Origin of the sequence: Variovorax sp. MHTC-1, from assembly GCF_003984645.1 — a bacterium.
In the GTDB taxonomy this organism is placed as follows: domain Bacteria; phylum Pseudomonadota; class Gammaproteobacteria; order Burkholderiales; family Burkholderiaceae_C; genus Variovorax.
Genome location: NZ_RWKI01000009.1, coordinates 104,522 through 127,915, shown reverse-complemented (window position 1 = coordinate 127,915; position 23,394 = coordinate 104,522). Strand labels below are relative to the sequence as shown.

Genomic DNA, 23,394 nt, shown 5'->3' with positions numbered 1-23,394 from the left:
TCTTGCGCACGATGAACTTGCCTTCGATCCGGGTCGTCTTCGTGCTGCTGCCCCACAGCCTCGTGCTGGACTGGGCCGGTCCGGCAGAGGCCCTGCGCATTGCCAATCAGCAACTGCGCGCCGACGGCCAGCCTGAGCGCTTCAGGATCGAGTTCGTCTCACCGGATCCTGCCGCGGTCGGCTCGGTCGGTGTGACGCTCGCCGGCCTTTCGCCGCTGCCTACCCGATGGGATGGCCCCGCGTGGATCGTGCTGGTCGGACTGCCGGGCGACACCATCTCGACGGCGGGCTCGCAGGCGCAGGCCCTGCTGCGGTGGCTGCGCAGCCTGCGTTTCGAGCGCGACCGGCTCGAACTCGTCACGATCTGCGCGGGCGCCCTGCTCGCGGCCCATGCGGGCGCGCTGGCGGGCCGGCGCGCCACCACCCACCATCACCATCTGGACGAGCTGCGCCGGGTGGAGCCGCGCTGCGAGGTGGTCGCCAATCGCGTGTTCGTGATCGACCCGCCGCTCTACAGCAGCGCCGGCGTGACAACCGGCATCGACCTGATGCTGCACCGGATCGCCGAAAGCTGCGGCGAAGCCCTCGCTGCGCAGGTCGCGCAGACCATGGTGGTGGCGCTTCGGCGGGGCCCGCACGACCCCGAGCTCTCGCCCTTCCTGGCCTACCGCAATCATCTGCATCCCGCGCTGCACCGCGTGCAAGATGCGGTGAGCGAGGAGCCGCAGGCCGAATGGACGGTGCCCCGCATGGCGGAAGTCGCCCACACTTCGGCCCGGCACCTGACGCGCCTGTTCGTCGAGCATGCGGGCGTGGCGCCGCTCGCGTATCTGCGGCGCTTGCGGCTCGCGACCGCGCAGCTCGCGCTGCAGTCGGGCGCCAACGTCACGCGCGCCGCAGAGCTTTCGGGCTTCGGTTCGGACACGCAGCTGCGCCGCGCGTGGCATCAGTTCGGACTGGCGGGCTCGCCCTCGGACGCTCAGAGGTAGCCGCAGAAGCGCAGCACATGCCCGTCGGGCTCGCGGATCGCGAACTCGCGCAGGCCCCAGGGCTGCGAGGCCACCGGTTCGATCACGTTGACGCCGCGCTTCAGATAGGCAGCATGCAGTCCGTCGACGTCCTGGCCGACATGAATCACGATCTCGCCGCGCCAGGGATCGGTTTCGCGCCGCCCGCATTGCCAGAGGCGGATATAGACGGGGTCGCCGTAGCTGCGATCGCCTTTTTTCACGCGCGCATAGCTCGGCGGCTCGCCGGCGATGAAGTCGAGCTCGAAGCCCAGCACATCACAGAAGTAGCGCGCAGCGCGCGTCGCATCGGCCACCGGCAGCACCGGCTGGATGCCGTGGAACTCGTGCCGCCTGCCGAGGTCGACAGCGGTGGCATTGGCCTGGTCCATCAGTATTCCGCCCGGCGCAGCGCAGCGACGCGTTCGGCGATCGCATCGATGTCGAGCGCGTCCTCGGCATGCTTCAGATAGGTTTCGAGGTCTCGCACCGCCAGCGCACTGTTGCCCTGCTCGGCATGCGCCAGGCCGCGGTCGCGGTGCTCGCCCCAGGCTTCGGGAAAGAGCGCCACCAGCCGGTCCTGCACCGCGATCGCGCGCTGCCAGTCTTCCTGCGCACGATGGATTTCCTTCAGGTTGCGCAGCATCCGGCCGATGATCTCGCGCGGCGAGGCCGGCTGCAGGTACAGGCCCAGCGGCACGTCGAAGTCGCCCACCAGGCCGTTGCTGCGCTTGTAGGGCTCGAGCCGCTCGCTGAGTTCCTCGCGCGAGAGCGACTTGCCGGTGAAAGGGTCGATCACCACCTGTCCTTTCGGCAGCGTGACCTTGAGCATGAAGTGCCCCGGAAAACCCACGCCCCGCGCCTGCAGGCCCAGGCCCTGCGCAAGCTCCATCCACAGCACCGCCAGCGAGATCGGGATGCCGCGGCGCGTGCGCAGCACCGCGTTGAGATAGCTGTTGTCGGGATCGTAGTAGTCGTTGACGTTGCCGCCGAAGCTCAGGTCATGAAAGAAGAACTGGTTGAGCGCCCGCAGGCGCTGCAGGGGCGCCGCATCGGCAGGAAGACGGCGCCTGAGCCGCGCGAGCAACTGGTCGACGTCGCCCAGTACCTGCTGTACATCGAGGTCGGGATATTCGTCCTGCGCCAGGCTGGCGGCCGCTTCGAGCAGCGGAAAGTGATCGTCGCTCTTGACAAGCGAGTCGAAGTACTCCAGAGCAGTGGGTGCCGAGAAGCTGAACGTCATATGTCTTTGTAGAGGAGCGCGCGGAGAGCGTCAAGGCGACCTGCGCGTTGCGCATTCAGCGACGCACAAAACTGCGCAATTTGACGCCGCCGACCGCGAGCACGACGAAATAGAGCAGCGCGGCGCCCGCGATCAGCGCCGCCAGCAGCCCGATGCGGCGCAGGCGTTCTGCCTGCAAGCCGATCCAGTCGAAGTGCTGAGCGCCCCAGACCAGCAGCGCACCCAGCACCAGCGCGCCGGCCATCACCTGCAGCACGAATTTGCCCCACCCCGGCTCGGGCTTGTAGCTGCCGCGCCGGATCAGGCCGACCAGCAGCCAGGTCGCATTGACCAGCGCCCCGATGCCGATCGTCAACGTCAGCGCGGCATGCTGCAGCACCGGCACCAGGACGACGTTGAGCAGCTGCGTGAGCACCAGCACGGCCACGGCGATCAGCATCGGCGTGCGGGTGTCGTGTTTGGCATAGTAGCCCGGCGCCAGCACCTTGATCGCGACCAGGCCGACCAGGCCGACGCCGTAGCCCATGAGCGCCAGGCTGGTGCGCTGAACGTGCAACTCGTTGAAGGCGCCGTTGTGGAACAGCACTGCAACCAAAGGCTTGGAAAAAACCAGCAGGGCCAATGCGCAGGGCACCGAGAGCAGCACCACGAGGCGCAGCCCCCAGTCCAGCATCGAGGAATAGCGCGCGTCGTCCTTGGCGGCCCGCGCGCCGGCGAGCTGCGGCATCAGCACCACGCCCAGCGCAACGCCGAGCAGGGCGGTCGGGAACTCCATCAGCCGGTCGGCATTGGTGATCCAGCTGACGCTGCCGGTCGCCAGATAAGACGCGATCTGCGTGTTGATGAGCAGCGAAATCTGCGCCACGCTGACGCCGACCAGCGCCGGCAGCATGAGCTTCGTGATCTTGCGCGTCGTCGGATCGGCCCAGGCGGCGCGAATCGCGCGGAAGCTCGCGCCGACGCGCGGCACCATGCCGAGCCCGCGCAAGGCCGGTATTTGCAACGCCAGCTGCAGCACCCCGCCCGCCATCACGCCCACGCACTGGGCATAGATCGGCTCGATGCCGAGCCGCCGGAACCACGGCGCGCCGAGCACGATCGACAGGATCAAAGCCACGTTCAGCAGCACCGGCGACGCCGCCGGCACGGCGAACTTGCGCCAGGTGTTGAGAATGCCGCCGGCCAGCGCGACCAGCGACATGAAACCGATGTAGGGAAACATCCAGCGCGTCATGACGACCGCGGCGTCGAAGCTCTGCGGGTTCTGCTTGAGGCCGCTGGCCATGGCCCAGACCAGCAGCGGCGCAGCGATCACCCCGGCCGCGCAAACGAGGACCAGGGCCCAGGTCAAGAGCGTCGCGACGTGGTCGACCAGTTGCTTGGCTCCCTCTTCGCCGTGCTCCGTCTTGCTGGCCGCCAGCACCGGCACGAAAGCCTGGCTGAAGGCGCCCTCCCCGAACACGCGCCGGAACAGGTTGGGGATGCGAAAGGCGACGTAGAAGGCGTCGGTCATCGCGCTGACGCCGAACACCGAGGTCATGAGCACGTCGCGGACCAGTCCCGTGACCCGAGAGGCGAGCGTCAGCAGGGAGACGATGGAGGCGGATTTGAACAGGGACACGGGCGGAAGTGTATGTGGCGGCGCGTGCTCTTCCCGCTCCACAGGACGCCTGTGGACTCCTCGCCTATAATGGAGGGCTTTGCTGCATCATCCCCAGACACTAAAGGAATACATCCATGGCATCCGCCAAGCCCAAGAAAAAGAACCCGCGCCTCGCGTCGGGCCGTAAACGCGTCCGCCAGGACGTCAAGCTCAACGCCGCGAACACCTCGCTGCGTTCCAAATACCGTACCGCCGTGAAGAACGTCGAGAAGGCCGTCCTGGCCGGCGACAAGACCAAGGCGGCAGAACTCTTCGCGAAGGCCCAGAGCATCGTCGACACCGTCGCCGACAAGGGCATCTTCCACAAGAACAAGGCCGCTCGCGACAAGAGCCGCCTCGCGGCCAAGGTCAAGACCCTGGCCCTCGCCCCTGAAAAGGCCGCCGCCTGACGTCATCAGGCATTAAGCCCGGACGGGTTTTCATCAGCCAGTCCGCCGTTTGATCGGGGTGCGCTGCAGCAAAGTGACGAAACCGCCTTCGGGCGGTTTTTTCATGGGCGTGCGCTTCAGCGGGGCGGCGCGTCGGGCACCAGGCATGCTTCTGCCACTTGCAGTTCGTTGTCCTTGGCGAAATTCATCACGAAGTCCCAGGCCATCACCTCGGCTTCGCGCAGTTCGCTGCTGACCACCACGCACTTGACGCCGTTGATGACCGTCGGCACGCACCATGGCGAATAGTTCAGGTGGCTGCCCGGCTGGGGCCCGCCCGGGCGGAACGAACACATCACGCCAGCCAATCGCTCCGCCCAGTCGCTCGGGCGAAATGTCCGGCCATCTTGGGTGGTGCCCTGGATGAAGACTTGTTTGGCGGAGGGGGGAACCATCGGTTGGCAAGAGGAGAAAGCGCGCTCGTGCTGCGCTGCACAACGATTCTATCCGGCGGTCCTGCGGGCGACACCTGCGGCGGCATTGCTGTGATGCGCAATCCTCAACGACCCTGTCAAAGGGCACGCCTAGAATCCGCGTTCCCTTTTCCGGAGATCGTATGAGCGCCACTGCCGCCCCCTCGTCGCCCCATGTCATGAACACCTACGGCCGCCTGCCGATCGCGCTGTCGCACGGCCAGGGTTGCCGAGTCTGGGACACCGAAGGCCGCGCCTACCTCGACGGGCTGGGCGGGATTGCGGTCAACACGCTGGGCCACAACCACCCCGAACTGGTGCCCGCGCTGCAGGACCAGATCGCCAAGCTGATCCACAGCTCCAACTACTACCACGTGCCGGGCCAGGAACAGCTGGCAACCAAGCTGACCGAGCTCTCGGGCCTCACCAATGCCTTCTTCTGCTGCACCGGGCTGGAGGCCAACGAGGCCGCGCTCAAGCTGGCGCGCAAATTCGGCCACGACAAGGGGATCGAGCGCCCCGAGATCGTGGTCTACGAGGCCGCCTTCCACGGCCGCAGCATCGCCACGCTGTCGGCCACCGGCAACCCGAAGGTGCAGAAGGGCTTCGGCCCGCTGGTCGAAGGTTTCATCCGCGTGCCGCTCAACGACATCGAAGCGCTCAAGAAGGCGACCGAAGGCAATCCGAACGTGGTGGCCGTGTTCTTTGAAACCATCCAGGGCGAAGGCGGCATCCATCCGATGCGCTGGGAATACCTGCGCCAGGTGCGCGCGCTCTGCGACGAGCGCGACTGGCTCATGATGATCGACGAGGTGCAGTGCGGCATGGGCCGCACCGGCAAGTGGTTCGCGCACCAGTGGGCGGACATCTTGCCGGACGTGATGCCGCTGGCCAAGGGCCTCGGCTCGGGCGTGCCGATCGGCGCCGTGGTGGCCGGCCCGCGCGCCGCCAACCTCTTCGGCCCGGGCAACCACGGCACGACCTTCGGCGGCAATCCGCTCGCGATGCGCGCCGGCATCGAGACCATCCGGATCATGGAAGAGCACAAGCTGCTCGAGAATGCAGCCGATGTCGGCGCGCATCTCAAGGCTGCGCTGGAGCGCGAGCTGGGCGGCCTGGCAGGCGTGACGGAGATCCGCGGCCAGGGCCTGATGCTCGGCATCGAGCTCGACCGGCCCTGCGGCGTGATCCTCAACCGCGCCTGCGATGCCGGCCTGCTGCTGAGCGTGACGGCCGACAGCGTCATCCGCCTGGTGCCGCCGCTGATCCTCAGCATCGCCGAAGCGGACGAGATCGTCGCGATCCTGGCGCCGATCGTGAAAGCCTTTCTTGCGGAGCCTCGGCCATGAGCGACAAGACACCCGCCATCCGGCACTACCTGCAGTTTTCGGATTTCACGGCCGACGACTACGCGTACGTCTTCGCGCGCGCTGCACTGATCAAGAAGAAGTTCAAGGCTTACGAGAAGCACCAGCCGCTGGTCGACCGCACGTTGGCCATGATCTTCGAGAAGGCCTCGACCCGCACCCGTGTGAGCTTCGAGGCCGGTATGTACCAGTTGGGCGGCAGCGTGGTGCACCTGACCACCGGCGACAGCCAGCTCGGCCGCGCCGAGCCGATCGAGGACAGCGCCAAGGTCATCAGCCGCATGGTCGACCTGGTGATGATCCGCACCTACGAGCAGACCAAGATCGAGGCCTTCGCGGCGCATTCGCGCGTGCCGGTGATCAACGGGCTCACCAACGAATTCCACCCCTGCCAGATCCTGGCCGACATCTTCACCTTCATCGAGCAGCGCGGCTCGATCGCGGGCAAGACGGTCGCCTGGGTCGGCGACGGCAACAACATGGCCAATACGTGGCTGCAGGCCAGCGAGATACTCGGCTTCAAGGTGCATGTGAGCACGCCCAGCGGCTACGAGGTCGACCAGTCGATCGCCGGCATCCGCTCGGCCGAGAGCTACAAGGTGTTCAAGGACCCGATGGAAGCCTGCCGCGGCGCCGACCTGGTGACCACCGACGTCTGGACCAGCATGGGCTACGAAGCCGAGAACGAAGCGCGCCGCGCAGCCTTCGCCGAATGGTGCGTCGACGAGGAGATGATGCGCGTCGCCCATCCCGACGCCCTCTTCATGCACTGCCTGCCCGCCCATCGCGGCGAGGAAGTGCAGGCCGAAGTGATCGACGGCCCGCAGTCGGTGGTGTGGGACGAGGCCGAGAACCGGCTGCATGCGCAGAAGGCGCTGATGGAGTTCCTGCTGCTGGGACGGCAGACGAACTGACTCCGCGCCGGGTGTTTCCATTCTGTTGGAAATAACCGACACCACGACCCCGTCCACGGCGCTAACTTTGCGCCATGAACCAACGCATCTGGGATATCTCGCCGCCGGTGCATGAAGGCGCGCCGGTGTTCCCCGGCGACACGCCCTACCGGCAGCGCTGGGCGGCCACCATTACGCCGGGCTGCCCGGTCAATGTCAGCGAAATCACGCTGTCGCCGCACGTCGGCGCGCATGCCGACGCACCTCTGCACTACGACCCGGCCGGCGCGACCATCGGCGATGTCGATCTTTTCCCTTACCTCGGCCCCTGCCGCGTGATCCATGCGATCGAGTGCGGGCCCTTGATCGAGTGGGGGCACCTCGTTCACGCCATCGACAAGCTGCCGCCGCGCGTGCTGGTGCGCACCTACCGGCGTGCACCCGTCGACCGCTGGGACGGCGCACTCGCTGCCTACGCACCCGCCACCATCGAGCGCCTCGCCGCGCTGGGCGTGAAACTCATCGGCATCGACACCGCCAGCATCGACCCGGCCGAGAGCAAGACGCTGGCCAGCCACCAGGTCATCCTCCGCCTCGGCCTGCGCGTGCTCGAGAACCTCGTGCTCGATGCCGTGCCCGAAGGCGACTACGAACTCATCGCGCTGCCGCTCAAGCTGGTGACGGCCGATGCCTCACCCGTTCGCGCCGTGCTGCGTGAACTCACGCCCATCCGATCATGACCCTCGACGATTGCAAGCGCCTCGATGCGCAAGACCCCCTCGCCGCCCTGCGCGATCTGTTCATCCTGCCCGGGGGCGTGATCTACCTCGACGGCAACTCGCTGGGCGTGCTGCCCAAGGCTGCACCCGCGCGCATCGCCGAAGTGGTGAGCAAGGAATGGGGCGAAGGCCTGATCCGTTCCTGGAACAGCGCCAGCTGGATCGACCTGCCGCAGCGCCTGGGCGACAAGCTGGCCCGCCTGATCGGCGCCGCGCCCGGCGAAGTGGTGTGCACCGATGGCACCTCGCTCAATCTGTACAAGGTGCTGTTCGCCGCGCTGTCGCAGATGAAGGCCGGCGGCCGCAAAGTCGTGCTCAGCGAACGCAGCAATTTCCCGACCGATCTCTACATCGCCGAGTCGCTGTGCCGCGAGCGCGGCTTCACCCTGAAGCTGATCGATGCCGATGATCTGCCCGCGGCACTCACTGACGAAGTCGCGGTGCTGATGCTGACGCACGTGAACTACCGCACCGGCGCCATGCACGACATGAAGGCGCTCACCGCCGCCGCCCAAGCGGCCGGCGCGCTCACGGTGTGGGACCTCGCGCACAGCGCGGGCGCCGTGCCGGTGGCGCTCAACGACAGCGAGGCCGACTTCGCGATCGGCTGCGGCTACAAGTACTTGAACGGCGGGCCCGGCGCACCAGCCTTCGTCTGGGTGCATGCGCGTCACGCGAGCCGCTTCGAACAGCCGCTCTCGGGCTGGTTCGGCCATGCGGCACCCTTCGAGTTCTCTCCGCACTATCGACCCGCGCCGGGCGTCGCGCGCTACCTGTGCGGTACCCAGCCCATCCTTGCGCTGTCCGCGCTCGAATGCGGGCTCGACACGGTGCTGGCTGCGGCGCCCTTCGACGGCGGACGCGGCAGCATGGCGGCGCTGCGAGACAAGTCGCTGGCGTTGACCGACGCCTTCGTCGCTCTGGTGGAAGAACGCTGCTCCGGCCGCTTCACGCTGGTCACGCCGCGCGAACATGCAAGGCGCGGCTCCCAGGTCTGCCTGGCACTCAGCGACAACGGCCCCGGTGCCTACGCGATCGTGCAGGCCCTGATCGCGCGCGGCGTGATCGGCGATTTCCGCGCCGGCGACACGCAGATGCCCGACATCCTGCGCTTCGGCTTCACGCCGCTGTACCTCGGCTTCGAAGACGTGTGGAATGCCGTCGAGCACCTGGTGCAGGTCCTGGAACACGACGAATGGAAGCGTCCTGAGTTCAATCAGAAACTCGCGGTGACCTAGGGAGGGACGTTTATGAGCACCGAAAAAATCGTCCACGAAGAGAAGGCGCAGCTCGACTTCAGCGCCTCGATGAGCTACAGCGACTACCTGAGCCTCGACGTCATCCTCAACGCCCAGCATCCGCGCTCGCCGGCGCACGACGAGCTGCTCTTCATCGTGCAGCACCAGACCAGCGAGCTGTGGATGAAGCTCATGCTGCACGAGCTGCGCGCCGCGATCCGCTGCATTGCGGACGACGACCTGTCCAGCGCCTTCAAGATGCTGGCGCGCGTCTCGCGCATCATGGAGCAGCTGGTGCACGCCTGGGATGTGCTGGCGACCATGACCCCGCCCGAGTACAGCGCGATGCGGCCCTACCTCGGCAGCTCCAGCGGCTTCCAGAGCTGGCAATACCGCTGCATCGAGTTCGCGCTCGGCAACAAGAACGCCGCCATGCTCAAGCCGCATGCGCACCGCCCCGAGCTGCTGGCCGAGGTTGAGGCGGCGTGGCGCGCGCCTTCTCTGTACGACGAGGCGCTGCGTCTGCTGGCGCGCCGCGGGCTGCACATTCCGGCCGATCACCTCGAGCGTGACTGGACCAAGCCCTATGAACTCAGTGACGGCGTCGAGCAGGCATGGCTCGTGGCCTACCGCAACCCGAAGGCGCACTGGGACATCTACCAGCTCGGCGAGGAGTTGACCGACCTGGAGGACGCCTTTCGCCTCTGGCGCTTCCGCCACGTGACTACGGTCGAGCGCGTGATCGGCTTCAAACGTGGCACGGGCGGCACCGGCGGGGTAAGCTATCTGCGCAAGATGCTCGATGTGGTGCTGTTCCCGGAGATCTGGAAGCTGCGCACGGATCTCTAGAGCCGCCTTCTCGATAACAAACCGGGAGACGACGATGAGCGACGACTTTGCCGACGACGAACTGGCCCTTCTGCGCAAGCACGGCATCGTGCTCTTTGCCGAGCGCGTGATCTTCGATGCCCGGCCGCCGATGCCCTTCGAGCAGATCGCCGCGGTACAGGCCCTGTGCGCCGGGCCGATCCCGCCCGAACTCGTCGCGCTCTGGCAGCAGACCGCGGGCGGGCGCATCGACTACGACCTCCACCTGCGCATGAACGGCAACGAAGAAGCCGTCAGCTGGAGCGAGCTGTTCTGGAACGGCAGCGACGGCTACCACGACCTGCAGGGCTGGATCGATCACGAACGGCAAGTAGCGCAGGAAGCCGCTGCGGCGGGCGACCAGCCCTGGGACGGAAAGCTCACTACCCTCCCCTTCGGCGGCTTCGAACACAGCGACCGCATCTACGCCGTGGTCGAGCCCGGTGCGGACTACGGCCACATCCTGGCGTGGAAGCAGGGCCTCCCCGAGGCCTGGGCGCATGCGCTGCACGAAGACGGATTGACCACCGTGGCACACGATCTCACCGCGGCCTTCGCCGTGCTGCACCTGGACGAAGACCCGCTCGAACCGGCCGGCGACTACTTCACCGGACAAGCGCTGCTCGCCTATCTCGACGAGCGTCATGAAACGCACGGCCTATCCCTGGAGCTGATGGACAAGCTGGTCGCGTTCTACCGTCGCGCCACGGTCGACTGGAAGACGCCGCTGGCCGATGGCACGCTGGGCCAGGACGGCCCGCTCTCGCGCATCGCATTGCGCCACGCGGTCGCAACCGACGATGCCGGGCTGGTCGAAGGGCTGGCCGCTGTCGGCGTGGCACTCGACGGCCCGCTGCAAGGCAGCGCCATCGCCACCGATCTGGCGCTGAGCCATGGTGCCCATGCCGCGGCGGCCGCACTGGTGCGTGCCGGCGCGCCGGTGGCGCCGGACGCGCTCGACTACATCGACAGCGCGGTCTCGCCCGAGCTCGTCGAGCTACTGCTCGAGCACGGCGCCGAGCCCAGCGCGACGGCCGTCGCCGAGTGCGTGGCCTGCGGTGCACCCGCTGCCGCGCGCCTGATCGCCGATGCCTACGGGCGCAAGCGCGACGACCTGCCGGCTGCCTTCGAAGCGGTGAGGAACAACATGCTCGCCGAACTGGAGACCTCGCTGGCCGAAGTACGCACCGGCAAGGTCAGCCACTACCTCGGCGCGAACGGCCTGGCCACACGCGTCGACCACCTCCAAAGCTTCAGCCTCTGAAAATTCAGGCGCCGTAGAGCCAGGGCTGATCGAGCAGTCGTGCGCCGAACAGTCTCAGGGCCGCGTCGCGGCCCATGCGCACCAAGCCGGTGGCATGAAAGATCTCGCCGTTGCGCCGCGCCCGCGCCTGCACCTGGGCGTTGCGCTCCCAGCGCGCGGCGGCGTAGCGCGCCAGGGCTGCGGGCACGGCTTCCGAATCGCCGCCGTCCAGCGCATCGGCGAGCGCCACCGCGTCCTCGATCGCCATGCCGGCACCCTGTGCCAGATAGGGCAGCATCGGATGTGCCGCATCACCGGCCAGGGCCACGCGTTCGCTGGCCATCTGCTCGGGTCCAGTGAGCGGCGCACGGTCGCTGAGCGTCCACGCGCCCCAGGAAGGCATCGCTTCCAGCAGCGCCTGCAGGCTTGCGCAGGTTCGACCGACAGCCGTCTGCAGCGCAGCCAGGCTGCTCGCCTGGTCCCAGTCGCGGGCATCGCCGGCCGGCGCGGCCTCGGCCAGCACCACGACATTGAGCGCATCGCCACGCCGAACCGGATAGGCCACCGCATGCAGCCGCGGCCCGAGCCAGACCGTGATCTGCGTGCTGCGCAGCGCCGCAGGCAGCGCCGACTGCTCGATCAACGCGCGCCAGGCCGTGTGACCGGTCGCGCGCGGCGGCGGTGAATCCTCAATCACGCGCGAACGCACTGCGCTCCAGAGGCCGTCGGCGCCGATCAGCGCATCGCCCTCCCAGGCTCTCGAGTCCGTGCTCGACACGCAAACCGCGCCGGCGCGCGCCACCGCCTGGTCGACGCGTGCACCGGTGTTGAGCGTGACGGCGCCGCTGCCGCGCACGGCTGCCAACAGCAGCGCATGCAGGTCGGCACGGTGCACGCAAAGGTAAGGGGAGCCGTAGCTTCGCAGCATGGCGTTGCCGAGCTGCAGGCGGGCGATTTCGCGGCCACCGGTCGCGCTGCGCACCACCAGCGACTCGGGCCGCGCCGCGATGCGCACGAGCGGCTCCCACACGCCCAGCGATTGCAGCCGGCGCGTGACGTTGGGGCCGAGCTGGATGCCGGCGCCGACCTCGCCGAAGGCCACGGCCTGTTCGAACAGGTCGATGCGATGACGGCGCCGGGCCAATGCGAGCGCGCTCGCCAAACCCGCAATGCCCCCGCCTGCGATCAGGATGTGAGCGGCCGGCATGCCCCGCTCAATGCGCGCGCGTTGCTGGCTTTGCGCGATCCGGCGCTGCCGCAGGACCGCTCTTGGTGGTGCCGCAACTGCCGCAGCTGTCGCACGAACCGCAGCCCGAACTCTTGGCGAGCGAGTCGGCCAACTGCCGTGCCCGCTCCGCATCGACCAGGCCCGCGCGCTGCGTGCCCGACGCGAGCCGGGCCGCCGCGGCGCGGCGCCAGCCGGCGGGCATCCAGCGCCAGACCGCATAGATCGCGGCCAGCGCGACGATCAGCCCGACGATGATCTGTTGTGTCATCTCATCCTCCTGTGAGTGCCAGAGCAACCCTATAGGTTATCCAGCACGCAATGTAGGCGAGCGCGAACAAATAGCCGGCCATGATCCACACGTAGCGCCACGATCCGGTCTCGCGCTTGACCGCGGCCAGCGTCGAGATGCATTGCGGCGCGAACACATACCAGACCAGGAGCGACAGCGCCGTGGCGAGCGACCAGCCGCCGGCGATCAGCGGCTCCAGCTGGCCCGCGACGTCATCGCCGGTGGCCGACAGCGCATACACCGTGCCGAGCGCACCCACCGCCACCTCGCGCGCCGCCATGCCCGGCACCAGCGCGATCGAGATCTGCCAGTTGAAGCCGATGGGCGCGAAGATGTGCTCCAGCCCGCGGCCGATCATGCCGGCCAGGCTGTACTGGATCGCCGGGCCGGTCGCACCCTCGGGCGGCGACGGGAAGGTCGAGAGGAACCACAGCAGGATCGTGAGCGTGAGGATGATCGTGCCCACGCGCTGGATGAAGATCCACGCCCGTTCATAAAGGCCCAGCGCCAGGTTGCGCAGGCTGGGCCAGCGGTAGGCCGGCAGCTCCATCATCAGCGGCGAATGCTGCCGGCTGCCGCGGAAGCGCTTCATGACCCAGGCCACCGCCATCGCAGAGACGATGCCGAACACGTAGAGCGCGAACAGCACCACGCCTTGCAGATTGAACACGCCACCCACGGTGCGCGCCGGGATGAAGGCCGCGATCAGGAGCGCATAGACAGGCAGGCGCGCCGAGCAGGTCATCAGCGGCGCAATCATGATCGTGGTGAGCCGGTCGCGCCAGTTGCTGATGGTGCGCGTGGCCATCACGCCCGGAATGGCGCAGGCGAAGCTCGACAGCAGCGGAATAAAGGACCGGCCCGACAAGCCCACCGTGCCCATCACGCGGTCGAGCAGGAAGGCCGCGCGCGGCAGGTAGCCGGAATCTTCCAACGCAAGGATGAACAGGAACAGGATCAGGATCTGCGGCAGGAACACGATCACGCCGCCCACGCCGGCGATGATGCCGTCGACCAGCAGGCTCTGCAGCATGCCCTCGGGCACGAAGCGCTTGATGAGCTCGCCGAGGGCGGCGGTTGCGTCCTTGATTGCATCCATCGGCACGTTGGCCCAGCTGAACACGGCCTGGAACATCAGGAACAGCGTGACGGCGAGCACCAGCACGCCCCACACCGGATGCATCACCACGCGGTCGATGCGGTCGCTGGCGGCCAGGCTGCCGACCGGCTCGCGCACCGCCACGTCGAGGATGCGCCGCACCTCGCGCTGCGTGGCGAGCACATCGTCGAGCCCGGGCGCCTGCCACGGCTGGGGCGCCGCGACCGCCACCGGCGCATCGAGCGCCTCGAGCAGGCCCTTGGCGCCGCCCGCATGCACGCCGACGGTCTGGATCACCGGCACGCCGAGTTCGCGCGACAGCAGCGCGACATCGACCACGATGCCCTGCTTCTTCGCCATGTCGGCCATGTTCAGCGCCACCACCATCGGCAGGCCCAGGCGCTTGGCCTCGAGCACCAGCCGCAGGTTGAGCCGCAGGTTGGTGGCGTCGGTCACGCACACCAGCAGATCGGGCAGCGCCTCCTGGCTTCTGCCGGTGACCACGTCGCGCGTCACCGCCTCGTCGGCCGAGAGGGCATTGAGGCTGTAGGCGCCCGGCAGGTCGAGCACGAACACGCGCCGGCCCGCCGCGGTGCGCAGCAGGCCCTCCTTTCGCTCGACCGTCACGCCGGCGTAGTTGGCCACTTTCTGGCGGCTGCCGGTGAGCAGGTTGAACAGCGCCGTCTTGCCGCAGTTGGGATTGCCCAGCAGCGCGATGCGGCCCGGCGGCGCCGACGAGACAGAGGCGCCGGGCTGGAAGTTCAGCGTCGCTTCAACCATGCGCCGCTCCCGGCATCACGCGGATGAACGAGGCCTCGTGGCGGCGCAGCGCGAAGGTGGTGTGGCCCAGGCGCACGGCCAGCGGCTCGCGGCCCGGTACGCCGTTGGCGACGATGCGCACCGCCTCGCCGGGCACGAAGCCGATCTCGGTCAGCCGCAGCACCAGCTCGCGGCCTTCCGTCTCTTCGGGCTGAAGCACATCGAGCACGGTCGCCCACTGGTTGTTGGGAAGCTGGTCGAGGCTGATGGCGGCCAAGGCTGCGCCGTTCGTGGTGGTCACCCGCGGAATCCAATCGTCAAAATGAGAATTATTCTCGAAAACGCCGGCGTTTGGCGAATCGGGGCCGAAGATCCCTGCCTGCAAGGCATCATCCGGGCATGACAGACGAGCATCCCGACCTACCCGCACACGACGTGCAACGCCGTCCCAGCTTCTGGCATTGGATCGTCGAAGGCCTGCGCGCCTCGGTGCTCCTGGCCCCTCGCATCGCGGCCTCGCCCAGCCCCTGGCAGTTGATGCTCATCGTGCTGATCCCGCTCCTGCTGGTGCTGGGCATCGAACGGCTCCAGATCGACGGCCCGGCCACCTTCCACCCGGCCGCTGAGCTGAATGCCTGGTGGGCCACCGCCCTCACGCTGTGGGTCGGTTGGGCGGCGCTGTCACCGGCTGCCAGCGTCAGCCGCTGGTTCGCGCTCTTCACCTGGGCCTCCGTGCCATGGAACCTGCTCATGGCGGGCTTCGCCCTCGCCTACTTCCGGGGCTGGTTGCCGCAACCGCTCACCACCACCTCGGGCTTCTGGGCGGTCTACGGCAGCTTGATCGCGTGCTGGCTCCTAAGCTCGGTGCGCCTGATGGCGCGCTGCGCGCCTTCGCGCATGCGCCTGGCCCTCTTCGTGCCCGGCATGCTTGCCATCACTGCCATAGGCATCTGGCAGAGCATGCAGGACCGCGAGCGGGTCTGGCAGCCGGACCACAGCGCCTCGGCGGCGCCGGAGCGGCCCCGGCTGCAGCTGACGCAGGAGACCTTCGAGGAACAGCAGGCCGTGTGGCAGCGCGCCGTCGCCGAGCTGGCGCCGCGGCCGGACGGCGAATCCCATGTCTACGGACTGGTGTTCGCCCCCTATGCCTCGGAAGACGTCTTCCTGCGCGAAAGCGCCATGGTGGCCACGCTGCTCGAAGAGCGTTTCGACGCCAAGGGGCGCGTACTGCGCCTGGTCAACCACGCGACCACCACGCAGGAACTCCCCTGGGCGACGCCGCTGAACCTGCGGCGCGCCGTGGAAGCGCTGGCCGAGCGCATGGACCGCGAGCGCGACGTGCTGGTGCTCTACATGACCTCGCACGGCGCGCGGGACTTCAAGCTCGCCGCCACGCACTGGCCGCTGACCGTGCCGTGGCTGACGCCGCAGGAAGTGCGCGGAGCGCTCGACGCGGCCGGCATCCGGCACCGCGTGATCGCGATCTCCGCCTGCTATTCGGGCGGCTGGATCGAGCCTCTTGCCACCGAGCACAGCCTCGTCATGACCGCCGCCGATGCCCAGCACACCTCCTACGGTTGCGGCAAGCTGTCCGAACTCACCTTCTTCGGCCGCGCGGTATTCAACGAGGAACTGCGCAAGAGCCACTCCTTCGAAGCAGCCTTCGCGGCGGCCGTGCCCTTGATTCGCCAGCGCGAAATCGACGCCGGCAAGGACGACGGCTTCTCGAATCCGCAGATCCAGGTCGGCGAAGGCATCCGCCCGGTGCTCGAGCGCCTGGCGAAGCGGCTCGACAGCAACTGAAGGTCAGGCAGCGAGGAGCTGCCGCAGCACACCGGCACGCGGCCGCGTGCCGGCCACAGAGGCAGGCTCTGCCTGTGTGCTCAGGCAGCGAGGAGCTGCCTGAGCACAAAAGGCAGGATCCCTCCGTGTTTGTAGTAGTCGACCTCGATCGGCGTGTCGATGCGCAGGCGCACCGTCACTTCCTGGTGGCTGCCGTCGGGACGGTGCACCACGATCTTGACGTCCATCTGCGGCTTGAGTTCGCCGCCGATCACGACATCGATCTTCTCGTCGCCGGCGAGCCCCAGGCTCTCCCATGAATCGGCGCCGCGGAACTGAAGCGGCAGCACGCCCATGCCGACCAGGTTGGCGCGGTGGATGCGCTCGAAGCTTCGCGCCACCACAGCCTTGATGCCCAGCAGCTGCGTGCCCTTGGCCGCCCAGTCGCGCGACGACCCGGTGCCGTACTCCTCGCCGCCGAAGATGACGGTGGGCACGCCTTGCTCGATGTACTTCATCGCCGCGTCGTAGATGAACATCTTCTCGTTGCCCGGCTGGAACAGCGTCACGCCGCCCTCCTCGCGCGAGCCGTCCGGGCCCGGCGGAATCATGAGGTTCTTGATGCGCACGTTGGCGAAGGTGCCGCGCATCATCACGTCATGGTTGCCGCGGCGCGAGCCGTAGCTGTTGAAGTCGGCCTTTTGCACGCCATGCGCCTTGAGCCAGATTCCCGCCGGCGAGCTTTCCTTGATCGAGCCGGCCGGCGAGATGTGGTCGGTGGTGATCGAGTCGCCGAAGAGCGCCATGATGCGCGCCCCGGTGAAGCCGGCGTCCGATGCGTGCGGCTCCATCCTGAAGCCCTCGAAGAAAGGCGGCTCGGCGATGTAGGTGGACTTGGGCCAGTCGTACACCTGTCCGGCCGTCCCCTTGATGCTGCTCCACAGCTTGCCCGGGTTGACCGCGATCTGCTCGTAGTTCTTGCGGAAGGCCTTTGCATCCATCGCATAGCGCAGGTTCTCGTCGATCTCCTTCATGCTGGGCCAGATGTCGCCGAGGTAGACGTCCTTGCCCTGCTTGCCCTTGCCCACCGGCTGGGTCATGAGGTCGACCATCACGTTGCCCGCGATGGCATAGGCCACCACCAGCGGCGGCGAGGCCAGGAAGTTGGCCTTGATGTTCGGATGGATGCGCGCTTCGAAGTTGCGGTTGCCCGAAAGCACGGCCGCGCCCACGAGGTTGTTCTTGGTGATCGCCTCGTTGATCTCGGGCGCCAGGTCGCCGGCATTGCCGATGCAGGTGGTGCAGCCGTAGCCCGCCAGGTAGAAGCCGAGCTTCTCGAGGTATGGCAGGAGGCCCGCCTTCTCGAGGTACTCGGTCACGATGCGCGAGCCCGGCGCCAGCGAGGTCTTGATGTGCGGCTTGACCGTCAGCCCCGCCTCCACCGCCTTCTTGGCCAGCAGGCCGGCAGCCAGCAGCACACTGGGATTCGATGTGTTGGTGCAGGAGGTGATGGCGGCGATCAGCACGTCGCCGTTGCCGATGGTCACGCCGCTGGCTTTCACATGGGCTGCGGTGTCGCCGACGTGCGCCGACTCCGACGTCGGCTTGTTGTCGGCCATTTCGACCACCGGGCGCGGGGCGCCCGGATGCGGATCGGGCGGCTCCTGCTCCGCCGACTCGCCGTTGCGGTCGTGCGGCAGCGGATAACGTACCTTGAGCTTGTCGGCCGGCTGGTTGAAGCCGTTGGCCTCGTTGGGCTTGCTGTAGAGCTCGGAGAACTTGGTCGCGAGATGGCCGAGATCGATGCGGTCCTGCGGGCGCTTGGGGCCGGCGAGGCTGGGCGTTACGGTGCCGAGGTCGAGCTTGACGACCTTGGTGTAGTTCAATTCACCCGGCGCCGGCATGCCGAAGAGGCCCTGCGCCTTGTAGTAGGCCTCGAAGCGCTCGATCTCCTTGTCGGTGCGGCCGGTGCCCTTGAAGTAGGCCACTGTCATCTCGTCGACCGGGAAGAAGCCCATGGTCGCGCCGTACTCGGGCGCCATGTTGCCGATGGTCGCGCGGTCGGGCACCGTGATCGATGCTGCGCCGGGTCCGAAGAACTCGACGAACTTGCCCACCACCTTCTCGGCGCGCAGGATGGCCGTGACGTAGAGCACCAGGTCGGTGGCCGTGACGCCTTCGCGCAGCTTGCCGCCGAGCTCGAAGCCCACCACGTCGGGCGTGAGCATGTAAACCGGCTGGCCCAGCATCGCGGCCTCGGCTTCGATGCCGCCCACGCCCCATCCGACCACGCCGATGCCGTTGATCATGGTGGTGTGGCTGTCGGTGCCGACCAGCGAATCGGGGTAGTAGACCGGCGGGTCACCGTCGTCGTTCGGGCTCTTGTAGACGCCGCGCGCGAAGTACTCGAGGTTGACCTGGTGCACGATGCCGAAGCCGGGCGGCACCACGCCGAAGGTGTCGAAGGCCTGCATGCCCCACTTCATGAACTGGTAGCGCTCGTTGTTGCGCTGGAACTCGAGCTTCATGTTGAGGTCGAGCGCCTTGGGCGTGCCGTAGTGGTCCACCATCACCGAGTGGTCGACCACCAGGTCCACCGGCACCAGCGGCTCGATGGTCTTGGGCGACTTGCCCAGCGACTGCGCCACGCTGCGCATGGCGGCGAGGTCCGCGAGCAGCGGCACACCGGTGAAGTCCTGCAGCACCACGCGGGTCACGACGAAAGGAATCTCGTCGGTGCGCTCCGCGTTGGGCGCCCAGTTGGCGAGCTGCTCGATGTGTTCGGCGGTGACCTTCTTGCCGTCGCAGTTGCGCAGCACCGATTCGAGCACGATGCGGATCGACACCGGCAGCTTGTCGACGTTGGGATATTGCTTCGCGAGTTCCTTGAGTGACCAGTATTTACCGGCTTTGCCCGATGCGGTCTTGAAGGTCTTGAGCATGGGGGCAAAAGCGTGCGCCGGTTCTTTGGCCATGAGGGGACTCCTGTGATTCGTGGAAGCGCCTCAAAGATAGCAGGGATCGATGACAGGGGCTGTAGTCGGGGAGCGCGCCCCGGCGCTGCGTGGGTTCATGCCGCGACCGCGCCGCGGGCCGCCGGCCGGCTGTGGCGCAGGCCCATCCATTGCAGCTCGGCCAGCACGACCACGGTCACGGCCTGGGCGATCACCCAGGCCCAGCCGAGCGGCGCGATCGCGGCCCCAGCGATGGCCAGCAGCGCAACGCAGGCCGCGGCCCAGCCGAAGTTGCCGAGGACCACCAGCCCGATCAGCCGGCGCGGCGGGACGGCCCGGCTGGCCATCCAGGCCGCAGCGGCCGCATAGATCAGCAGGAAGACGCCGGTGCCCAGCAGCAAGGGGGCGGGCAGGCCGGTCAGCCGGGCCAGCGCGCCGGTGAAAGCGACCTGCAACGCCCCGGTCGCGGCACACGAGGCAGCATCGGCCCACATCACGCGGGGCAGAAAACGGGAAGAGGCGAAGACGGACATGAAGGACTCCTTGTGTTGCACGCTGCAGGCCCTTCCTGCCGCGTTGGGGTCCATCATTCCGGCGGCGCGGCCGACGGTCGATGACGTGGGAGGTCATGGCCGCGGCGCGCGGCTTCACTAGGATGGCAGCCATGAGCTCCCACAGCACACCTCCTACCGCGGCCGATTCCTTCGGCACCCATCTGCGCCACTGGCGCCAGCACCGCCGCCTGAGCCAGCTCGATCTGGCGCACGAGGCCCAGGTCTCGACGCGCCACCTGAGCTATGTCGAAACCGGCCGCGCGGAACCCAGCCGCGAGATGGTGCTGCGCCTCGCCGAGCGGCTCGAAGTGCCGCTGCGCGAGCGCAACACGCTGCTGGTGGCGGCCGGCTATGCGCCGATGTACCGGCAGCGCTCGCTCGACGACCCTGCCCTCGCCTCGGCGCGCCGGGCGGTGGACTTGGTGCTCAAGGGGCATGAGCCCTTCCCGGCGCTGGCGGTCGATCGCCACTGGAACCTGGTGGCGTACAACGCGCTCGTGCCGCTGCTGATGGCCGGCGCCTCGCCGGAGCTGCTGAAGCCGCCGGTCAACGTGCTGCGGCTGAGCCTGCACCCCGAGGGCGTGGCCTCGCGCATCGCGAACCTGGCCCAGTGGCGCGCGCACCTGCTCGAGCGGCTGCAGCAGCAGATCGCGGCCACGGGTGACGCAACGCTCGCGGCATTGCACGACGAACTGGCGGCCTACCCGGCGCCGAACGTCAGCCACGACACGCCTGCCGCAGGCGGCGAGCTCAACGGCGTGGTGGTCCCCTTCCAGTTCGTGACGCCGCAGGGCGTGCTGAGCTTCATCAGCACCACCACCATCTTCGGCACGCCGGTGGACGTCACGCTGCAGGAACTGGCGGTGGAGTCCTTCTTTCCGGCGGACTCGCAGACGGCCGCAGCACTGGCAGCGCTCCACGAAGGAGAAAAAAAGCCCGCCTGAAGGCGGGCTTTGCTTGTGCGCCTGGCGGCGAACTACGGTCAGGCCGCGACCGTATCGGCCACGCCCCGGTAGTCCTCGATCTTGTCGAAGTTCAGGTACTGGTAGATCTGCGCGCTCGACGCATCGAGCACGCCGACGCCGGCCATGTACTCTTCCCTGGTCGGAATGCGGCCGAGGCGCGAGCAGATCGCGGCCAGTTCGGCGCTGCCGAGGTACACGTTGGTGTTCTTGCCCAGGCGGTTGGGGAAGTTGCGCGTGCTGGTCGACATCACGGTCGCGCCTTCGCGCACCTGCGCCTGGTTGCCCATGCACAACGAGCAGCCCGGCATCTCGGTGCGCGCACCCGCGTTGCCGAATACGCCGTAGTGGCCTTCCTCGGTGAGTTGCTGCGCATCCATCTTCGTCGGCGGCGCGATCCACAGCTTGACCGGGATGTCGCGCTTGCCTTCGAGCAGCTTCGAGGCCGCGCGGAAGTGGCCGATGTTGGTCATGCACGAGCCGATAAACACTTCGTCGATCTTGGCGCCGGCCACGTCCGACAGCGTCTTCACGTCGTCGGGGTCGTTCGGGCAGGCCACGATAGGCTCCTGGATGTCGGCCAGGTCGATCTCGATCACGGCGGCGTATTCGGCATCGGCGTCGCCCTTGAGCAGCTGCGGATCCTTCAGCCAGGCTTCCTGCGCGGCGATGCGGCGGGCCAGCGTGCGACCGTCGGCATAGCCCTCGGCGATCATCCAGCGCATCAGCGTGATGTTGCTGTTGATGTACTCGATGATCGGTTCCTTGTTGAGGTGCACCGTGCAGCCGGCGGCCGAACGCTCGGCCGAGGCGTCGCTCAGTTCGAAGGCCTGTTCGACCTTGAGATCCGGCAGGCCTTCGATCTCGAGGATGCGGCCCGAGAAGATGTTCTTCTTGCCCTTCTTCTCGACCGTGAGCAGGCCGGACTTGATCGCATAGAGCGGAATCGCGTTGACCAGATCGCGCAGCGTGACGCCCGGCTGCATCGTGCCCTTGAAGCGCACCAGCACCGACTCGGGCATGTCCAGCGGCATCACGCCGGTCGCGGCCGCGAAGGCCACCAGGCCCGAACCGGCCGGGAAGCTGATGCCGATCGGGAAGCGTGTGTGGCTGTCGCCGCCGGTGCCGACGGTGTCGGGCGTCAGCAGGCGGTTGAGCCACGAGTGGATCACGCCGTCGCCCGGGCGCAGCGAGACGCCGCCGCGATTGCTCATGAAGTCGGGCAGCTCGTGGTGCATCTTGACGTCGACCTTCTTCGGGTAGGCCGCCGTATGGCAGAAGGACTGCATCACGAGGTCGGCGCTGAAGCCCAGGCAGGCCAGGTCCTTCAGCTCGTCGCGGGTCATCGGGCCGGTGGTGTCCTGCGAGCCCACGCTGGTCATCTTCGGCTCGCAGTAGGTGCCAGGGCGCACGCCCTGGCCTTCGGGCAGGCCGCAGGCGCGGCCGACCATCTTCTGCGCCAGCGAATAGCCCTTCTTCGAGTCGGCCGGGCTGACCGGCAGGCGGAACAGCGTCGAGACCGGCAGGCCCAGCGCTTCGCGTGCCTTGGCCGTGAGGCCGCGGCCGATGATCAGCGGAATGCGGCCGCCGGCGCGCACTTCGTCGAACAGCACGTCGCTCTTGAGCTTGAACTCGGCAATGACCTTGCCGTCCTTCAGCGCCTTGCCCTCGTAAGGACGCAGCTCGACCACGTCGCCCATCTCCATCTGGCTCACGTCGAGCTCGATCGGCAGCGCACCCGCGTCTTCCATCGTGTTGTAGAAGATCGGCGCGATCTTGTTGCCCAGGCACACGCCGCCGAAGCGCTTGTTGGGGATGAAGGGGATGTCCTGGCCGGTGAACCAGAGCACCGAATTGGTGGCGCTCTTGCGCGACGATCCGGTGCCGACCACATCGCCCACGTAGGCGATCAGGTGGCCCTTTTCCTTCAGCGACTCGATGAACTTGACCGGGCCGCGCTTGCCGTCTTCTTCCGGCGTGATGCCGGGACGCGCGTTCTTGAGCATGGCCAGCGCGTGCATCGGGATGTCGGGACGCGTGGTGGCGTCCGGTGCGGGCGACAGGTCGTCGGTATTGGTCTCGCCGGTCACCTTGAACACGGTGATGGTGAGGCTCTGCGGCACCTCGGGCCGGCTGGTGAACCACTCGGCATCGGCCCAGCTCTGCAGCACCGCCTTGGCATTCGCGTTGCCCTTGTCGGCCTTTTCCTTGACGTCGTGGAACTGGTCGAACATCAGCAAGGTCTTCTTCAGGCCTTCGGCCGCGACGGCGCCCACCTCGGCGTCGTCGAGCAGGTCGATCAGCGGGCTGATGTTGTAGCCGCCGAGCATGGTGCCCAGCAGTTCCGTGGCATGGGCGCGCGAGATCAGCGTGCTCTTCTCGCTGCCGTGGGCCACGGCCGCCAGGTAGCTCGCCTTGACCTTGGCCGCATCGTCCACGCCGGCAGGCACGCGGTGCGTCAGCAGGTTCAGCAGGAATTCGCCATCCTTGGCGGTGGCGTTCTTCAGCAGCTCGATGAGCTCGCTGGTCTGCTGGGCCGACAGCGGCAGCGGCGGGATGCCGAGCGCGGCGCGCTCGGCGACATGGTCAACGTAGGCTTGCAACATCTTTTCTCCGGATCTGTAAC

General features: G+C 67.6%; 21 protein-coding genes. 10 read left to right on the top strand and 11 right to left on the bottom strand.

The window, feature by feature from the left end:
* Window positions 1-11 precede the first annotated feature (11 nt).
* Entirely contained in the window at window positions 12-989 is a 978-nt protein-coding gene (locus tag EJI01_RS17015; protein WP_126838321.1) for a GlxA family transcriptional regulator, read from the top strand.
* Here the strand turns inward: EJI01_RS17015 and EJI01_RS17010 are convergent.
* From EJI01_RS17010 to murJ, 3 genes are read right to left on the bottom strand one after another with little or no spacing between them, the layout of a single operon-like run.
* Window positions 980-1,399, bottom strand: coding sequence for a bleomycin resistance protein (locus EJI01_RS17010; RefSeq protein ID WP_126838320.1), 420 nt, complete (start codon window positions 1,397-1,399; stop codon window positions 980-982). The genes EJI01_RS17015 and EJI01_RS17010 overlap by 10 nt on opposite strands.
* A complete protein-coding gene (locus tag EJI01_RS17005) occupies window positions 1,399-2,250 on the bottom strand; it encodes a SirB1 family protein (RefSeq protein ID WP_126838319.1) in 852 nt (283 codons plus the stop codon). Before EJI01_RS17005 ends, EJI01_RS17010 begins: the two co-directional genes overlap by 1 nt.
* 55 nt (window positions 2,251-2,305) lie before the next feature.
* Entirely contained in the window at window positions 2,306-3,871 is a 1,566-nt protein-coding gene (murJ, locus tag EJI01_RS17000) for a murein biosynthesis integral membrane protein MurJ (protein WP_126838318.1), read from the bottom strand.
* A 116-nt stretch (window positions 3,872-3,987) separates the two neighbouring features.
* Between murJ and rpsT the strand changes: the two genes are divergently transcribed.
* The gene (gene rpsT / locus EJI01_RS16995; RefSeq protein WP_093106455.1) at window positions 3,988-4,302 is read left to right on the top strand and encodes a 30S ribosomal protein S20; all 315 of its coding nucleotides are present in this window, start codon (window positions 3,988-3,990) and stop codon (window positions 4,300-4,302) included.
* A 116-nt stretch (window positions 4,303-4,418) separates the two neighbouring features.
* Here the strand turns inward: rpsT and EJI01_RS16990 are convergent, their stop codons facing one another.
* Window positions 4,419-4,736 (bottom strand): DUF3579 domain-containing protein, encoded by a 318-nt coding sequence (locus EJI01_RS16990; protein ID WP_126838317.1) that lies wholly within the window; start codon window positions 4,734-4,736, stop codon window positions 4,419-4,421.
* Window positions 4,737-4,897: 161 nt separating this feature from the next.
* Between EJI01_RS16990 and EJI01_RS16985 the strand changes: the two genes are divergently transcribed.
* The 6 genes from EJI01_RS16985 (at window position 4,898) to EJI01_RS16960 (ending at window position 11,162) form a co-directional block, all read left to right on the top strand.
* A complete protein-coding gene (locus tag EJI01_RS16985) occupies window positions 4,898-6,103 on the top strand; it encodes an aspartate aminotransferase family protein (protein WP_126838316.1) in 1,206 nt (401 codons plus the stop codon).
* Complete coding sequence (gene argF / locus EJI01_RS16980) at window positions 6,100-7,035, top strand: ornithine carbamoyltransferase (RefSeq protein WP_126838315.1); 936 nt, start codon at window positions 6,100-6,102, stop codon at window positions 7,033-7,035. Before EJI01_RS16985 ends, argF begins: the two co-directional genes overlap by 4 nt.
* Before the next feature lie 74 nt (window positions 7,036-7,109).
* Complete coding sequence (gene kynB, locus EJI01_RS16975) at window positions 7,110-7,754, top strand: arylformamidase (RefSeq protein ID WP_126838314.1); 645 nt, start codon at window positions 7,110-7,112, stop codon at window positions 7,752-7,754.
* Complete coding sequence (gene kynU / locus EJI01_RS16970) at window positions 7,748-9,031, top strand: kynureninase (RefSeq protein WP_126838313.1); 1,284 nt, start codon at window positions 7,748-7,750, stop codon at window positions 9,029-9,031. The genes kynB and kynU overlap by 7 nt, the downstream gene beginning before the upstream one ends.
* A gap of 12 nt (window positions 9,032-9,043) precedes the next feature.
* Window positions 9,044-9,880 (top strand): tryptophan 2,3-dioxygenase, encoded by an 837-nt coding sequence (gene kynA / locus EJI01_RS16965; RefSeq protein ID WP_126838312.1) that lies wholly within the window; start codon window positions 9,044-9,046, stop codon window positions 9,878-9,880.
* A gap of 34 nt (window positions 9,881-9,914) precedes the next feature.
* Window positions 9,915-11,162: an SMI1/KNR4 family protein gene (locus EJI01_RS16960; protein WP_126838311.1), complete on the top strand. Its 1,248-nt coding sequence runs from the start codon at window positions 9,915-9,917 to the stop codon at window positions 11,160-11,162.
* 4 nt (window positions 11,163-11,166) lie between these two features.
* On the opposite strand, the gene EJI01_RS16955 is transcribed toward EJI01_RS16960, so the two are convergent.
* From EJI01_RS16955 to EJI01_RS16940, 4 genes are read right to left on the bottom strand one after another with little or no spacing between them, the layout of a single operon-like run.
* Window positions 11,167-12,348: an FAD-dependent monooxygenase gene (locus tag EJI01_RS16955; RefSeq protein ID WP_126838310.1), complete on the bottom strand. Its 1,182-nt coding sequence runs from the start codon at window positions 12,346-12,348 to the stop codon at window positions 11,167-11,169.
* Window positions 12,349-12,355: 7 nt separating this feature from the next.
* Window positions 12,356-12,637, bottom strand: a complete 282-nt coding sequence (locus tag EJI01_RS16950; RefSeq protein WP_260602492.1) for a DUF6587 family protein — start codon at window positions 12,635-12,637, stop codon at window positions 12,356-12,358.
* 1 nt (window position 12,638) lies between these two features.
* Window positions 12,639-14,537, bottom strand: a complete 1,899-nt coding sequence (locus EJI01_RS16945) for a ferrous iron transporter B (protein ID WP_126838309.1) — start codon at window positions 14,535-14,537, stop codon at window positions 12,639-12,641.
* Window positions 14,530-14,817, bottom strand: a complete 288-nt coding sequence (locus EJI01_RS16940; RefSeq protein ID WP_260602491.1) for a FeoA family protein — start codon at window positions 14,815-14,817, stop codon at window positions 14,530-14,532. The genes EJI01_RS16945 and EJI01_RS16940 overlap by 8 nt, the downstream gene beginning before the upstream one ends.
* A gap of 98 nt (window positions 14,818-14,915) precedes the next feature.
* Between EJI01_RS16940 and EJI01_RS16935 the strand changes: the two genes are divergently transcribed.
* Entirely contained in the window at window positions 14,916-16,319 is a 1,404-nt protein-coding gene (locus EJI01_RS16935) for a C13 family peptidase (protein ID WP_126838308.1), read from the top strand.
* 80 nt (window positions 16,320-16,399) lie between these two features.
* Here the strand turns inward: EJI01_RS16935 and EJI01_RS16930 are convergent, their stop codons facing one another.
* Window positions 16,400-19,273 (bottom strand): aconitate hydratase, encoded by a 2,874-nt coding sequence (locus EJI01_RS16930; RefSeq protein ID WP_126838307.1) that lies wholly within the window; start codon window positions 19,271-19,273, stop codon window positions 16,400-16,402.
* A gap of 95 nt (window positions 19,274-19,368) precedes the next feature.
* Window positions 19,369-19,785 (bottom strand): hypothetical protein, encoded by a 417-nt coding sequence (locus EJI01_RS16925; RefSeq protein WP_126838306.1) that lies wholly within the window; start codon window positions 19,783-19,785, stop codon window positions 19,369-19,371.
* A gap of 131 nt (window positions 19,786-19,916) precedes the next feature.
* Between EJI01_RS16925 and EJI01_RS16920 the strand changes: the two genes are divergently transcribed.
* On the top strand, window positions 19,917-20,750 hold the full coding sequence (locus EJI01_RS16920) for a helix-turn-helix domain-containing protein (protein WP_126838305.1): 834 nt from the start codon (window positions 19,917-19,919) through the stop codon (window positions 20,748-20,750).
* 38 nt (window positions 20,751-20,788) lie between these two features.
* Here the strand turns inward: EJI01_RS16920 and acnB are convergent, their stop codons facing one another.
* Window positions 20,789-23,374: a bifunctional aconitate hydratase 2/2-methylisocitrate dehydratase gene (gene acnB, locus EJI01_RS16915; RefSeq protein ID WP_126838304.1), complete on the bottom strand. Its 2,586-nt coding sequence runs from the start codon at window positions 23,372-23,374 to the stop codon at window positions 20,789-20,791.
* Window positions 23,375-23,394: the final 20 nt, after the last annotated feature.